This is a genomic window from Candidatus Coxiella mudrowiae, from assembly GCA_001077715.1.
GTDB lineage: Bacteria > Pseudomonadota > Gammaproteobacteria > Coxiellales > Coxiellaceae > Coxiella > Coxiella mudrowiae.
Genome location: CP011126.1, coordinates 1011385 through 1026703 on the forward strand (window position 1 = coordinate 1011385; position 15319 = coordinate 1026703).

The window sequence follows — 15319 nt, forward strand, 5'->3', positions numbered from 1 at the left end:
CGTCGATCCCTCTGCGATGAAGACTAGAGGAATTTCCGTAACTCTTTAAAAAAAATGAAAAATTTTTTCAGAAACTTCTGGGGCCACTGGCGTTGTTGCGTTATTATCCAGATACACTTCAAATATAAGTAGATTATACTAGAAAGCCTTGTTCCCCGATAATTTACTTAAAAATTTGGGGAGGTCTCTACGGAAGAACGTTACAAGCACGCGATATTTATATCTTTTTTCAGGATTATGTCGTATAATACTAAAGCCGAGCATAGATTCGTTTGGGTTTTTTTCTGTGACAGTTCCTGACATTCTTGCAAAAGCATTTCTATTTCTATAACCGAAGGAAAATGACGATGAGTCAAAATAAAGTCTATGTAGGGAGCTTGTCATATAATGTGACAGCTGATGATCTTCAATCTTTTTTCGGGCAATATGGCGATATCGAAGAAACCAGATTAATTACGGACCGCGAAACGGGCCAATCTAAGGGCTTTGCTTTTATCACCTATGCGAACCAAAATGGAGCGCAAGCTGCCTTGGTTGCCAACGGCGTTGAGCTACAAGGCCGTAAAATCCGAGTCAACATTGCACGAGATAATAACAGTAATGGTAGCGGTCGCCGACGTGAAGGTAGTGGACGCGACGGTGGAGGCCGACGAGGTCGATTCTAAATATCACTGCGAGCGAAGCGAGGAACTACTTCGCTTCGCTCAAAAGCCACAAAGATTTCCAAAGACTTCAACAGCAAGTTATTAATACTCTAAAAGTCACTAGTTAAAATAGTTTCTGGTGCTTGTGTAAATGCTTTCCTGTAAATCTTCTCGATATTTTTGAATTAAAAATCGAGTGCGTTCTTCTGTGAATTCAATGTGACATTGCAAACCATACACTCGCTCGTTGAATCGGACGATTTATCTCGGGTATCCTCTGCTGCTTTTTGCTAAAATTACAGCCCCTTCTGGTAATCTCATCATGTCTTTATGCCAATGCATACTTAAAAATGACTTCAGAAAATGCGGAAAATATGATCTTTTTCCCTTTTTTTCTGGGCTACGCAAAGGCATAGATCCCAAAGCTACGCTGAATTAACTGGCTACCCTAAACAAATTCCTAAATTAGACCTCCCTACTTAGTTTGCTGATTGGACCAGCTCATCTCTTTGTAGGTAATGATAGAGATGATATACGCAGGCACTGCAGACCGCCCATGAGAATAAGAAAGTCAAAAGTTTCTGGAGTAGGCAAACATTCACCCGCGTAACTTTGAGTACGTGAAAACACATAGTTTTTCGCTGCAACCCAATTGTCAGTCGTCCCCGAAACCTTCATAAGGGGCATGTGAAATTATCTGAATACACATGAGTTCATTTTAACATAGAAAGGTTTCTTCTAAATACAGCTATAAAGTCTTCACCCAATGTAGGTTCTGGCAGATAGTTTTAGTAGCTTCATCAAAGAATATGAGAATAACCATTAGTTTGCGAAAAATTTCCATTACTTAACAAATACGAACGTTCCGTTGTCTCATGTGGCTCATAGTTTGTACGTGGCCTTTTAAAAAGGCCTGCATTTAATAAACTCGAATAAAAAATTCGAATAAATGTTTTGAAGATGCGCCGTAAAGGTAGAATTAGAAGTTTCTCCCGCTACTAAAATTTCTTCTAGTTCTTCTTTGCGAGTTGAAGTTTTATTTTCATTCTGATCAAATACTTCTTTCTGCTGACTGTTGTTCCCAAAAAAGTGCTTTAATAAGTTCTTCACCGTTGGCTGTAACTTCAACGTCCAAGCCGAATAGCTGTTGAGTTATTGCCAACAAAATTTGGATAAAAATCGCTAGATAAATAAGATCCAACATTTTTAACACACTGGCTTCAATATCGAGAAAAATAAACTCAACTTTATTTTTATCTCTCGTCAGCATTCGAGAAAATAATTTCCAAAAACCATTGGTAACAAAACTAACCGAAAAAGATTAGCAACTGCACTAAAAAATAAAGTTCACCAATAAGAAATAGAACTCGATAGAATAGGTAAATTTGTTTGATTTAAGTATAAAGCCGTGCCACAGATATAAGACTAACTAACACCTTTGGCAGAAAAATAATTAATTTAATCTATTCAGGAACACTTGTTCTATTATTCCAGGTTGACTTGATATAATGACTATAATCTTTCAAACTGCTCCACGAATCCGTCATCATTTGTAAAAAAAATTAAGTTCTCTAGGTTCTCTCAATTGCTTACAAATATATTGCACAAGCTTTTCCAATGTCACGCCGTAAATATCATCCACTAAACTTCGCGCCACATAAAGATATAACATTAAAAATGAAAGTACGACAAGACCTTTAAATACCTAAGATTTTTCTTCATACTGAACTACATGAGCCCTAATAGTTTTAGGCGTATTAGCAATATAGTCTACTAGCGTTAAAGTCATACAGACTTGGCCAATAAGAAAAACGCTTTTTTGCAATACCTTATTGAAGGTATTATAATCTTTTTCTTGATTGTATATTTTTTTGTGTAGCGATCTAAAATCCATTATTTTTAAAAATAAATTCATTGCTTCTTCAGAGCTTTTTTTTGATTTTTTTATAATTTATAGATTTCTTTAATCTGCTCTTAATCCAATAAAGACCTTTGATGAATATTTTTTTTGAATACAGAAGAAAGCAATTTCTTAAAATTTTCTAATACTTTAGTTGCAACTTCAAGATCACGATAGAGTTTCCATTCTTCATCTACATAAGGTATAACTGGATAAATAGGAAAAATATTATTAGCTATTAATTTAACTAACAATATTCACAACTTTTCACTTCCAGTCCAATGTAATGTGAAATAAGTAAAAGCTACTATCAACACTTTCTTCATACCTTTCTTTTCCATCCAGGGAATGAAAGAAAACGTGAAAGAAAAATTAGCAGAAAGTGTCCATGAAAAAAATAAGAGCTAAAGATTTTTTTAAATCCGTGCAAAAGTTTATGTCTAAGGCGAGGATCTAAATTTTCTAACATATCTCGATCAAAAAAATTTTTATTCTGCAAAGGAAGTTCTACCGCAGAACCCATGATTTTCTCAAAGAAATCAGAGAGAAAATAACCATTCAATATAGTATTTAATACAAATCCGCTGTACGCGGCAAACATTGGATCCTGCATAAGTGCCGACAACTGTATTAGCTTTACCCCTTCATTTAAAGTGGTTAGAAAAAATTGAGAGGCAAGAACACTAATTAGATGGGCCAAGATTTTAGTTTCGATTCCTTTAGTTAGGAATCTTCTAAATTCTTTATTAAAATCAGTTTGTAACAGCATAAGAAAAGAATTTAGGCTCGGAGAATTAGTAGCCGAAACTGCTACGTGTGGAATTACTTCTTTGTGAGATAAAGATACTTGTTCTTCACTCTCATGTAGACTACCGTTCTGAGCTTCCTTAAATTGGGGGATAAAATATTTACTTACATGGGATTTAGAAACGAAGCTGGAAGCATTATTTTTTGGATAAGTTTCAAAATATTCTTGTTCCATCTGCCATAGACCATTCACAATCTCTGCAGAAACGTTTTTACAACTTGTCCTCCTGATGAGTGAGTTTTAATGGTTAACCACTTTAATTTCATATAGAATTAATAACCTTTTTAGGAAAATTACGGTGCATCTCCTACTGGAACGAATAAATTAATAGCACCTTTACTTGAAGGATAGCTTGCAAGATTTAACCCGCGCCATAACCATAATAACTTAAATTTAATCTTGCGGTAAGGATGCGTACACCCTCTGGAAATACGATAGAAAAGTCTCCTTTTTTCAATAAACTTACAATCTTATTTAATACAGTTTTTGAATTTTACCTAAATAACTAATGAAACGACTAAACAAATTCGACTCATAAAGTTTTGCCAAAGGGATATTCCAAGAAAATCTGGAAAAGCGCACCCAATAATGCCAAAATCGTCAAAAAAAGTTAAATGATTAGCACGGATAAGAATTGGACTCTTATCTTTTTTTAAAAAATTGACGAAATTATTGCCGCACTTCACGCTTATTTTTTTATTTTATACTGACGAATGCGTCAGATATAGAAAGTAAAGATGAAATAAAGCGTCAGAAAATAAAGAAAGGAAAAGCTCGTTGGAAACGTAAACTCAATGTGACTTAATCATCCTATGGTTTTTAACCCTAGACAATTAATTCTTCAAAGTCTATCTAGCCGATAAGTTACCTCTTAAATAGGCATTGATCAACTTTCTATTGGAATCTATTGGAATAGTATTAAAAGTATTAAAACTAGATCCCGTACTTGGCCTATCCAGGAATTATCAGCACTAGCGACGCAGGGTAGCTCCTGCACCTATCTAGAAATTTTATTTTTTTTAATTTATAGTTAAGACTAGTTAAGATGGATTTCTATAAGATCACTTCAATTGACAAAGGAGGCTTTAAAAAAAGGACCCAAGGATTGTGTATAGCCCTAACTAATAGGGAGTTCTTTAATGGCTTTTTCTGAAATGTTAGTTGTGCGCAAACTTCTTCCGAAAGCATTAAAGTCCAAGTTCGAGTAACAGCTCTATCGCACGTTGGTGTTAGAGCAGTAGTTTTTAGTGTCAAGAAACAAAGCAGAGGTTTCCTAAGATACTTAACCACTAAAACTGGCCCTGCTAATGCTACCTATAATTTTGGTTTGCGAACGACGGCTGGCAAAGATGTCAGTTGTAGATCAGTGAAATTGATGAATGACAGCTTATTTGAATTGAACTACAATGGCAAAACCTGCAAACTTAAAAAAGTTATTTCAATGAAAAAATAATAGGAGTCATTTCCTTATTCGATGATTCATTTTACAGCCACCTATACGGACTTCTACCAACTTACTATAGGACAGGTTTATTTCCTGGAAGGAAAAAAAAATCAGGTGGCTGTTTTTGATTATTTTTTTCGTAAATTGCCCTTTAAGGGCGGATACGCTATCTTTTCAGGATTGGAAGATCTGCTCACTATCCTTCAGCAGTTTAAATTTAGCAAAAGAGATATTGATTTTTTATTTCACCAAGGTTTTCATTCCGAATTTCTTCATTATTTAAAAAACTTCCGATTTAATGGCAACGTTTATGCTTCACAGGAGGGGGATCTTATATTCCCCACTCGCCCAGTATTAACCATTGAAGCTCCACTCATTGAAGCTCAAATTATAGAAACGTTGATTTTAAATATTCTAAATTTCCAAACGCTTATCGCTACGAAAGCTAGCCGAATCCGCTATGTGGCGGGAGACAAAAGGCTTATTGATTTTGGATTGCGACGAACAGCCGGATTAGCAGGCTATTATGCCAGCCGCGCTGCGATAGTAGGCGGTTTTGATGCTACCAGCAATGTAATCGCCGGACGTGACTACGCTATTCCAGTTGCAGGAACAATGTCCCATTCTTTCGTACAAAGTTATGACAATGAATTATCGGCCTTTCGTGATTTTGCTGAAAGCCGACCCCAGGATTGTGTTTTATTGGTCGATACCTATGATACGCTAAAAAGCGGCGTGCCAAATGCTATCCAAGTAGGCAAAGAAATGGAGTCACGGGGCCAGCAATTAAAAGGTGTACGGCTGGATAGCGGTGGTCTTAGTTATCTGGCAAAAAAAACACGTAAAATGCTAGATGAAGCCGGTCTTTCTTATGTGAAAATTGTAGCTTCTAATCAGCTCGATGAGTACGTAATTAAAAGCTTATTAGAACAAAAATCACCTATTGATATTTTTGGTGTCGGAACCAAACTTGTTATTGGCGAACCAGATGGTGTTCTAGATGGAGTTTATAAACTCGCTTTTAGTCACAACAAACCTCGTTTCAAACTTTCCGAAACACCTACTAAAATAACATTACCTTACAAAAAGCAGGTGTATCGACTATTAGATAACCAGGGCAGTTTCCTAGGAGCCGATGTTGTTACTTTAGTTGATGAAAAAGATACAGACATCATGTATCACCCTTTTGAATCACTAAAATTCTTTCACATTAAAAATTATAAAAAAGAAGCGCTTCTGCATAAGATAATGGAAAATGGTAAACGATTATCTCCTGCTAAAACGCTCAATGAAATAGCAAAATACAGCCAACATCGCTTAAGTTTGTTGCCAGAAAAATATAAGCGTTTTAATAACCCTCATATTTACAAAGTAGGATTAAGTAGTGAGCTTAATGAGAGACGTAACCATTTAATAGAAGCTTATAAAAAAAATGAAAACTCTAATCATCGTCGACGTTCAAAATAATTTCATGGCTGGAGGTTCTTTGGAAGTTCCTAATGCCGAAGCCATTATCCTGGTTATTGATAAATTACAGCCTCAATTTGATCTGGTAATAGCAACCCAAAATTTGAGATCCTAAAAATCATAAAAGTTTTGCTTCTAACCCATCCAGGAAAAAAGCCTTTTGATAAAATTGTATTGCATGGCCTATAACAAACGCTGTGGCCTGAGTATTGTGTGCAGGAATCAGCAGGTTCGTAATTCCATCCCTAAATTGGAAACAAATTCTATGAAAGTCCTTTTTAGGAAAGGGATAAATCCAGAAATTGATAGTTATAGCGCTTTTTATGATATTGACCATCAAAAAAGCACGAGCCTTTCCGGTTTACCTTAGGGGAAAAAGTAACTGATGTTTATTTTTGTGGCCTCTGTGCAGATATTTGTGTTTATTTCACTATTAAAGACGCGTTGCAAGAAGGTTTTCGGTCCTTTTTAATTGAAAAAGCACCCCCCCTTTAGACGAAAAAGCGTTCCAAGCCATTAAAACGGAATTGTTACATAAACAGGTTAATTTCATAACCGATCTCTAATCTTCTCAGACAGATTTTCAGATTCAGCAGTAGAGTAGATTTAGCATTGCTAGGTGTGGTATCCATCTTTTTACTCTCTTAATCATTGGAGGAGCTAAATTAGAATGAGAATTTTAATAAAAAGGCTCAGCGTGAGGGCCCGGGCTCTATTTATCTTTTTAACAAACGTAATGAACGTGTCTTTCTACGTAACAAGTACGATCGCCCCCATACACTAATCACAATAACGGGTGTAAAATAGACACGACGGCAATCGTAATAATAATGTTCATGGCCCATAGAGGCACCTGCCATCATGCCAATAGCAGTACCAAAGATATGAGTCCAGCAGCTAAAAATTCACCGCTATGATGATAATGATGATAATGATGATAATGATGATAATGATGATAATGATGATAATGATGATAATGATGATAATGATGGGGATGATAGGGTCCCCCATAAGATGGCGTTGCAGCAACAATATTTACGATACCTAAGACCCCAGCTAAAGCAGCGATTAAATTTTTTCTTTTAATTTTGATATCGTTATACTTCTAAAAGGGTAAGGTTACAATCTGGATGAAATATTGCGCTATTCTCAATAGTTGATCAAATTTTACCCTAGCAGAAGGGAGAACGGGCTTCTAACAAATTTTGCTCTCTAGTGTCTGTATTGTATCTACACCTTTTTAAGCCGCCCTTGCCTGCTTTTGCTGACAGGGAAGCTTGTACAGAAATGAAGTCAGCAAAGACCGCTAGGGGTTAGCGGGGGCCAGTGTGAATAGTAACTAGTTGAATGTTAGCAACTAAGACTAATTCACTTCCCAGTTAAGGCACGTTTTGTTGCGGTTGATCAGCCCGCATAACCATAAGATTTTTGGCATTTCGCCAATATATTGGGGAAATTGGAGAATAAACAAAATTTATCCGATGCAAAAAGTAGAGGTTCGAAAACTGTGCATTGAGATTTTTCAATTTTATTTTCATCTGACTATAAACTTCTTGGCGTAAAGCTTGCTCCTTTTCAGCCAAGCTTAGCTCGAAATTGATATTTTAAATCTTATACTGTTGTCCCGCCTAAGAAAGATCTTCAATTTTCTGTCTTAAATTATTAATCAAGGTTAAAGACAATCGTGGGGTGGCTTCCATGCTTAATTCCTCTAATCCGCATTATTGATCCTGTGCCATATTAAAGGAATCAATGTGCCACGTCTTCCCATTACTTAATTCTTCAAGTTTTTTGAGAACTTGGTCTTGGATAACATTAAATTCTTTTTCCTTTTCCTTAGTAGTCGCATTTACAGAAATCCTAACTTCAGCAGAATTAGTGGTCACCCATTTTTTTGTTGCTAATAAAAAAAATGATATTTAAAGTTGATGCGGATTTTCCAGAAACAGCCACTGTATCACTGTATAAAACAAGTTCAAAATAAAAGCAACGGAAATCAAGATTGATTTTTTCAATTTACTCTCCTCCACCCATCTCTTTTATCTGAAAGACAAGTGCTAAGAGTAGTTAATCTAGATGAATAAGATCATTTTCAGTAGATTCAATATACCAAGAAGTATTAAAAAATTCCACTATAGAAATTTACAACCTTCAAGCTGCAGGTTTTTACATTACTTTCCAATGCTCTTTGAAAGATAAGTATCAATATTAGCAAGACGAGATCCAACGTACAGTTATTTACCTTCTGAATATAGAATCCATCATATAATTAGTATATCTGTTTTTTTCTGAGGAAGTTATAAAAAAACACGAGCAGATTTTTGATTTTCTACCCCACGAACCTACTCTTTCAAAGTTAATTCTTCCTTAGAATATAGTGAATTTATTATTTCTGAATAATTTATTCTATCTCTAAAAATCTGCCTCTAAAAAAGTAGGTATCTACCATCTACACATCCCCCCCCCTTTTTTTAGATTTCTTACTAAAAATTTAAAAAAATATTAAATACCACTTTCAGGATAACTATTACCTCTGTACACCAAAAAAATAGAAAAACAGAAATATCGTCGTCCAGAGACTTCACCGCAGGACAACTAAAATGGGTATTTTTTTATTTTTTCCTGTACAAAGACTATTTCATTTCTTAACATTTAAATTTATTTTAATTTTTGGAAATATTACCTAATTTCTTATTTGAATCTCTGATTAAAAATATTAAATTTTTAATTGTAAATAATTATCCTCCTTAAATCATGATCAAAGAACTTGTGAAGGACGAAAGCGCTAATAAAACTCGTTTGATAAAGATGCGGGCAATGAGTTAATTTTTGGGAAAGTTTTGGAAACCATAAAGGGCGAATCAGGTAACTATTGATTATATGGCGCGCCCGGACGGATTCGAACCGCCGACCGCCTGGTTCGTAGCCAGGTACTCTATCCAACTGAGTTACGGGCGCGCGTATTTATAGCTAGCAAGTTTCCTACCTCAGTGCCTCAGGAAGAAACGACCGATTTTACTATAAGTGGCTGCACTGTCAAAGGTTACGACTCCATGATCTGCAACCTATTGATTAGGATTTAGACCCATAATGCGTTAATTCCTGAAGAAGTTTTGACCTTATAAGACCTAAGACGTAAATGCAGCTATACAATTCTTTTTCGGGAATGGGCGAAAGCGCTTCTGTTTTTAACTCTTCTGAAATATGGTTAATTCTCTTTAACATTCTCTGTGCCTTTGAAGTCGGATGGACAGTTTTGCTACGCCAATCTTGAGAATCCGGATGCCACTCCACCCAATTATCTTTTTGTAATCAGTCGATAAGCCGCACCAATGTTGGCCCTTCGATATCCATCTTTTGGGCTAATTCCTTTTAGCCCAACGGAAAAGCTGAACGAGAGAGATTTAATAAAGCTCGCCACTTTGCCTGACTCAAACCCAGCGGACTTAGGAGCTTATCTAACACCTGGCACCAAGCGCGTACGGTTTGGAAAAGAGTCATCAAAAAAAGTTGTGAGTCTATAAGATCAAATTAATAGTAAGCTATTCGATAGTATAACTACTATCTTATTAATTTCGAAAAGGTATCCATCAATAAAATGTCAAAACTTATCAAATCGAAAAAGTATGGCATCGTCGTTCTAATTGTAGCGTTGCTACTCGCTTCTTTTTATGTATTCGCCCGCGGATAAAAAACTGGTCATCTACTCCTTTTCGCCTATTACTGTGGCTAGAGCTGTAATCAAAGCAACACCTATTGAATAGAAAATCCCAGTAAATACTGAGCCTGTTCAATCCGTAGCGATCATGTCGCAGATCTCTGGTATTTTAAAAAATTGATCTTACTCCAGGCCAAACGGTAAGAGCAAGACAGCTTTTATTTGAGATTGACCCTGAGCCTTTCAAAGCTAAATTAGTTCAATCCAAAAAAAGTTTTTTTTAAAAAATCAAGCTCAGTTTAATTACACAAAGATAAATGTTCCTTTAACGGGTAAAACAGGAAATCTCCCCTTCAAAGGTTGAAATTTAATTACAGCAGAAAACGGCCAACCTCTTGTCACGATTAATCAATTAAATCCTGTTTTAGTTAATTTTAATTTACCGTAACAGAAACTTTCTAAGCTGCTCAGTTATCAACGTCTAAACTCAATTATCGTCGAAGTAATTAACGAAAGTGGAGATAAAATTTTAGGAAAAGGTAAATCAACCTTCATAGATAACACTGTAAATTCGAAAACGGGGACTGTGTTTTAAAGGCACCATTGATAATACTCAACAACTCCTATGGCCTTTACAAATGGTCAAGGTAAAATTAATTTTAGCAACAGAAAAATGTCCTCGTTATTCCCAGTTAAGCTATCAAAATCGATGACGAAGGGACTTTTATTTAAATGGTAATGAATGGAAAGGAGGACGGTTGGTTAGAGGATATTGCAACTGTAGAAAACAGTTTTTCTAATGATAAAGCCAACACATGATATAATGGAAAACATTGTCCAGCGGCAACCCAATTCCAACACTGTATCTGTACAAAATATTTTAAAAGAACTCCCTCTCCTTTACAAAAAATTTACTAGGAGGCGCAGAGATTGAAATCCTTTATAATCGTTGTTCCTTCATTAAGGATTCTATAAAAGACGTTTAATTCACTTTACTTTTTTTTTTGCGTTATTGGTTATTGGGGTAATTTTTCTCTTTCTTAATAATTTATTGTCAACCGTAATAGCTATTATGTTTCCACTATCCGTTTCTGTTGTTTCGACCTTTGGATTTATGTATTTATGCGGATTTAGTTTAGATAATCTCTCCTTAATGGGATTAGTGTTAGCTTTAGGATTTATAATTAATGATGCTGTTGTATAGTCTTAGAAAATATTATGCGCCACGTAGAACAAGGACTGGATCGTTTATCGGCGAGTTTAAAAGGTTCTAAAGAAATTGGTTTCACGGTCATAGCAATGACATTATCATTAGTTGCTGTGTTTCTGACTATCTTTTTTTATCGATGGAGTAATCGGCTGTTTCTTCGATGAATTTTCCGCCGTTGTAGGAATTGCTATTTTAATTTCTGGTGTGATTTCATTGACTCTAATCCCGATGCTTTTCAGCCGATTTATATCCTACCTCAGAGTTCCTTCCAAGTAGGCGAAATTTAAAATTTATTTCGATCACATTAAAAGCTGGTATGAACATAGTCTACGCTGGACGATTTCACATATAAAACTAACACTTTTTAGTTCCTTAATTATCCTTATTTTAAAGGGTTTATTATTTCACTTTGTGCTTAAAGGTTTTATTCCTTCAGAAGATACCGATATGGTATTTGGAAACGTTCAAGCTTTGGAAGGAATTAACTTTCCTAATTTTGTTACTCAACAATAAAAAGTTGCTAAAATTATACAGCGCAATCCTAACATCCAGTCATTAGTATCTTCCGTAGGACAAGGCGTAAGCGCTATAAATAGTAGTAATATCAGGCGACTTATTATTCATCTTAAACCAAACGGATCAAAGAAAATTAAATGCGGATCAAATTATTCAACAACTATGTCAGCAATTAAAATCAATTTCTGGGTTGAAAGTGTTTCTAACCAATCCTCATGCTATCAGAATTGGAGGTAAAATAAGTAACAGCAATTACCAATACGTGCTTCAGAGTACCGATTGGGATTCATTAGAAACTAGAAACTGCTGCTTAAAAAATTGCAATCGCAAATAGCTTAATTCAAAGGTGTTCATAGTATAGATTCGGATTTGCAATTAAACAATCCTGAAATGAAATTGCATATATTATTGGACAGAGCAGCGGCTTTAGGCATCACACCAGCACAAATCAAAATAGCCCTATAATCTTGTATATTGAGGGAGAGAAATAAGTAGTATCATGGACGATAAGCGGTGATTACAAGGTCATCATGGATATCGATCCGAGTTATAAAAAGAGTCCCAGCGATATAAATTGATTAAATTTACGGCGCTCCCGTCACGAGTCAAATGGTGCCTTTAAGTACTCTCTCTGTAGTTAAAAAAACAGAAAGCGTAGGTCCATTGTCTATCAGCCATTATGGTTAATTTACCTTCTATCACGCTTTCATTTGACGTCGCTCCGGCTATTTACTAGGCAACATCACACAACAGATTAATACTTTAGCCAAACAAATATTACCTTCCAATGTCTCAGGATCTTTTGTTGGAACCGCTCAAAAATTCCAACAATCACTTACCAGTTTACCTCTGTTATTACTATTTACTATGCTTGTGATCTACATGGTTCTCCTCGCTATTCTCTACGAACATTTTATTAGTCTCATCACCATCTTAACCGCTCTACCATTTGCTTTTGACGCATTACTTTCGCTTTTCGTGCTTCACCACCACGAATTAAATTTTTTAGTTTTATCGGTTTGATTATGCTTGTTGGTTTAACAAAGAAAAATGGAATCATGATGGTTGATTTTGCTTTGGAAGCTAAGCAAAATCAAAATTTATCTGCTAAAGAAGCCAATATTCGATCCTGTTTAATTTGTTTTAGACTGATCATAATGACTACACTAGTTGCTTTGGTAGCTACGATTTCTATCCCGCTTTGGCTCGGCCCGAAGAGAGAGGCGCGTAGTGCCTTAGGAATTGCGGTGGTTGCTGGACTATTTCTTCTTACAACTGATCACCCTGCAAGCAACCCCTGTTTTCTATGTAGTAATGGATAATCTAAGCATCCCATTTCACCAAATCAGAGCAAATCAAAAGAAAGCATTAGAAAATAACCTCATAACAGACGAAATTGATCTGTCTGAAACAAGTCAGGTAAATTAAAGCATATAAACAACAACGATTCCAATGATTTTTTTTAGAATATCAGATAATAGGTCCATTCAAGCTTACGAATTCATCATTACAAATGCCTATCTTGCCCTGAAAGGCGGTGAACATAATCCTGATCTTATATCGAAATCCAGCGATCCCCTCTCTAGCCTTTGTGGGAAAAAGTTTTTAGAGAAAATATTATCCTTCCTTAAAGCTCGAGCACCTTCAATTACTCAGTTAGTTGCCCATGTTGAAGCTTCGCACCGAGCACGAGAGAAACAACGGCGAGTTTCTTGTTTAAGCGCACTTACGGAATTACGTAATGGTTCGCTTCAGTGAGATAGAAACCTATAGTGGTTCCGAACTGCAAGCAGGGCCATCCGCCTCTATGCTGCTATTGCGCTATTTTCTGAATAGTGGGCATCACTGGATACAGATTCGAAAAATAAAATTTAAAACCTGTAGCACAACGGGCAAACAATCGGAAGTGTCTTTGATATTATTCTTGATCCTTCCAGTGCAGTCGATCGTATCGATGCGCAATACTGCGTCGAAATTAAGGGCGGGATTTTGGCCGGGGTGCTAGCCTCCGAAACAGTACAGCGGAAACTTCATGAAATGGACGATTGGCTGTCTTTCCAGCCTTGGAGCCATTCAGAACTTGATGAAATGCAAAAAATACTTCTCCGTGAGATAGAAAGAAACAAAGAAAACCCCCTGCTGTTTTTGACGCTTTCTTTCTGAGATATCCCCTTTCGAGAGCAATTAAATCATTGATTGAGAATAATATACTGTCTTATAAATACATCGCAGTAATAGAAAAACTCAATCCTTTATTAAAACAAAACTAAGAAAGCTTCGTTTCAAGTATTCTCAAAATAGAAGACCTTGATGAGCTCAATATTTTTTATCTCATATTACGAGAAAAACAAAATTGAAAAAAAGTCTATTTATATTGGAGAATTAGCGGTACTTTCAAAAATTGCTTCTTTATCTGAAGAAATAGATTATGAAAACTTAAGAAAATGCTATTCTTTTTGCCTAATTTAGAAAGGATAGCGGAATGGATAGAGGAACAATATGAATCCCAACGACGAGAATGTGAAAGCCTATTATACTTTGGGATTCAATCAGATGCAGTTGAGGTTGTAAAAATTTTCCTAAAAACGGGCGTAACCCAAATGCCTGGCACGAAGAAATCATGCTTGATGTGGGAGAACAATGTGATGCCTTGGACACGGAACGAAAATAGCTTAAGGCTGTAATTTTGGAAGTGGATTTATAGCCGACGACTTGTACATTATTGTGGGTGGACGCTAGGATGAATGGATTGATATAGAAACGCAAGGCAGTCAGCTTTCTCAATACGATACCACTTCACGTAGCGATCGCCGAGTACCCATTCCCTTTAAGGTCTCTGTTCCCGCATTTAAATTTGCCTTTGAAAAAATCCAGCATCGTGGCTGAATTAACGAAACGATGCGCTAGCTTGAAGAATCTTGATGAGATAAAAGCGATTATAGATAGTGGTCGATGATCGAAGCTCTCTGCTTATATTAATAATCTTCCATCACTTTGAGAAAAAAAGGGAATTCTTATAAAGAGCTATTGACAAAAAAAATGGGCGATTAATATTCATTCTATTTAAATACAAAACTACCATTTTGGAATTGGATGTCGATTTTGGCTATTTTCTGATTTAATGAAACAATGTGACGACCATTTTGTAGATTAATGGTTAGTTTCCACAAGCTATTCGACTTCATTTAGAACGGATCTTATTTTTTGAGAAAAAAGCTGGCTCATTTAGCGATTATGCATCTTTTAGAAAAAGAAAATAATAAGAAACATCGAATGCTGCAGCCTTCATTACACTTATTATTGATTAACACACAAATACAAAGCGTCGTTGACAAAGCTCAACACAGCCACTTTGGCTGCTTCAGCCTGAAATGTATTACGATACTGTTCGTAAAAAATGCAATTTCTTCTCAAATCAGCCATTGACTATGATTACATGGAAGTGGTTGTCACTTTAATCGATCAAGGTATCGAGGTTGAACGATCCCTTCCAAAGCAGATAAACCCCAGCCTTCTGAACGTTGTGATGTATGGGATCGTTGCTACAAAGAGTTGGTATAAAGCCTATATTAAATCAGTAACTCGTAACAACCTTTTGTATTCCATGAACAGAATAGAATTGAAATAGGATTACGTTAGGGACCGAAAAGAAACGGCTTGCCGAATACGACA

General features: G+C 35.9%; 13 protein-coding genes, 1 tRNA gene and 2 pseudogenes. 11 read left to right on the forward strand and 5 right to left on the reverse strand.

Annotation, left to right across the window (positions count from 1 at the left end):
• Window positions 1-347 precede the first annotated feature (347 nt).
• Window positions 348-665 (forward strand): RNA recognition motif domain-containing protein, encoded by a 318-nt coding sequence (locus CleRt_RS04825; RefSeq protein WP_082160434.1) that lies wholly within the window; start codon window positions 348-350, stop codon window positions 663-665.
• Between the two features lie 1030 nt (window positions 666-1695).
• Here the strand turns inward: CleRt_RS04825 and CleRt_RS04830 are convergent.
• From CleRt_RS04830 to CleRt_RS10715, 3 genes are all read right to left on the reverse strand, one after another.
• A complete protein-coding gene (locus CleRt_RS04830) occupies window positions 1696-1914 on the reverse strand; it encodes a hypothetical protein (protein ID WP_048875283.1) in 219 nt (72 codons plus the stop codon).
• Between the two features lie 704 nt (window positions 1915-2618).
• Complete coding sequence (locus tag CleRt_RS04840; protein ID WP_048875285.1) at window positions 2619-2798, reverse strand: hypothetical protein; 180 nt, start codon at window positions 2796-2798, stop codon at window positions 2619-2621.
• 68 nt (window positions 2799-2866) lie between these two features.
• Window positions 2867-3544, reverse strand: coding sequence for a hypothetical protein (locus CleRt_RS10715; protein ID WP_048875286.1), 678 nt, complete (start codon window positions 3542-3544; stop codon window positions 2867-2869).
• A gap of 1282 nt (window positions 3545-4826) precedes the next feature.
• On the opposite strand from CleRt_RS10715, the gene CleRt_RS04855 reads away from it, so the two are divergent.
• Together CleRt_RS04855 and CleRt_RS12000 are read left to right on the forward strand one after the other, a co-directional pair.
• Window positions 4827-6263 carry a nicotinate phosphoribosyltransferase gene (locus CleRt_RS04855; protein ID WP_048875288.1) on the forward strand — a complete coding sequence of 479 codons (1437 nt, stop codon included), beginning with the start codon at window positions 4827-4829 and terminating at the stop codon, window positions 6261-6263.
• A 414-nt stretch (window positions 6264-6677) separates the two neighbouring features.
• Window positions 6678-6758 (forward strand): hypothetical protein, encoded by an 81-nt coding sequence (locus tag CleRt_RS12000; RefSeq protein ID WP_235379213.1) that lies wholly within the window; start codon window positions 6678-6680, stop codon window positions 6756-6758.
• Window positions 6759-7160: 402 nt separating this feature from the next.
• Here the strand turns inward: CleRt_RS12000 and CleRt_RS13335 are convergent, their stop codons facing one another.
• Window positions 7161-7292 carry a hypothetical protein gene (locus tag CleRt_RS13335; protein WP_306686602.1) on the reverse strand — a complete coding sequence of 44 codons (132 nt, stop codon included), beginning with the start codon at window positions 7290-7292 and terminating at the stop codon, window positions 7161-7163.
• A 1852-nt stretch (window positions 7293-9144) separates the two neighbouring features.
• Window positions 9145-9221: transfer RNA gene (locus tag CleRt_RS04870), tRNA-Arg, on the reverse strand.
• 1163 nt (window positions 9222-10384) lie between these two features.
• Between CleRt_RS04870 and CleRt_RS14570 the strand changes: the two genes are divergently transcribed.
• The 8 genes and pseudogenes from CleRt_RS14570 (at window position 10385) to CleRt_RS04890 (ending at window position 15275) form a co-directional block, all read left to right on the forward strand.
• The gene (locus CleRt_RS14570; protein ID WP_503465671.1) at window positions 10385-10516 is read left to right on the forward strand and encodes a hypothetical protein; all 132 of its coding nucleotides are present in this window, start codon (window positions 10385-10387) and stop codon (window positions 10514-10516) included.
• A gap of 417 nt (window positions 10517-10933) precedes the next feature.
• Window positions 10934-11125 carry an efflux RND transporter permease subunit gene (locus CleRt_RS14115; RefSeq protein ID WP_157870845.1) on the forward strand — a complete coding sequence of 64 codons (192 nt, stop codon included), beginning with the start codon at window positions 10934-10936 and terminating at the stop codon, window positions 11123-11125.
• Window positions 11122-11295 (forward strand): efflux RND transporter permease subunit, encoded by a 174-nt coding sequence (locus CleRt_RS14120; RefSeq protein WP_371440256.1) that lies wholly within the window; start codon window positions 11122-11124, stop codon window positions 11293-11295. Before CleRt_RS14115 ends, CleRt_RS14120 begins: the two co-directional genes overlap by 4 nt.
• A pseudogene (locus CleRt_RS13340) lies at window positions 11264-11644 on the forward strand (efflux RND transporter permease subunit). Before CleRt_RS14120 ends, CleRt_RS13340 begins: the two are co-directional and overlap by 32 nt.
• A gap of 735 nt (window positions 11645-12379) precedes the next feature.
• Window positions 12380-12670 (forward strand): annotated as a pseudogene (locus tag CleRt_RS14125) (efflux RND transporter permease subunit); the annotation flags it as partial.
• The gene (locus tag CleRt_RS13345; RefSeq protein WP_306686843.1) at window positions 12643-12969 is read left to right on the forward strand and encodes an efflux RND transporter permease subunit; all 327 of its coding nucleotides are present in this window, start codon (window positions 12643-12645) and stop codon (window positions 12967-12969) included. The pseudogene CleRt_RS14125 and the gene CleRt_RS13345, both read left to right, overlap by 28 nt.
• 130 nt (window positions 12970-13099) lie before the next feature.
• Window positions 13100-13405: a hypothetical protein gene (locus tag CleRt_RS04880; protein WP_048875289.1), complete on the forward strand. Its 306-nt coding sequence runs from the start codon at window positions 13100-13102 to the stop codon at window positions 13403-13405.
• A gap of 1639 nt (window positions 13406-15044) precedes the next feature.
• Complete coding sequence (locus tag CleRt_RS04890) at window positions 15045-15275, forward strand: hypothetical protein (protein ID WP_048875291.1); 231 nt, start codon at window positions 15045-15047, stop codon at window positions 15273-15275.
• Window positions 15276-15319: the final 44 nt, after the last annotated feature.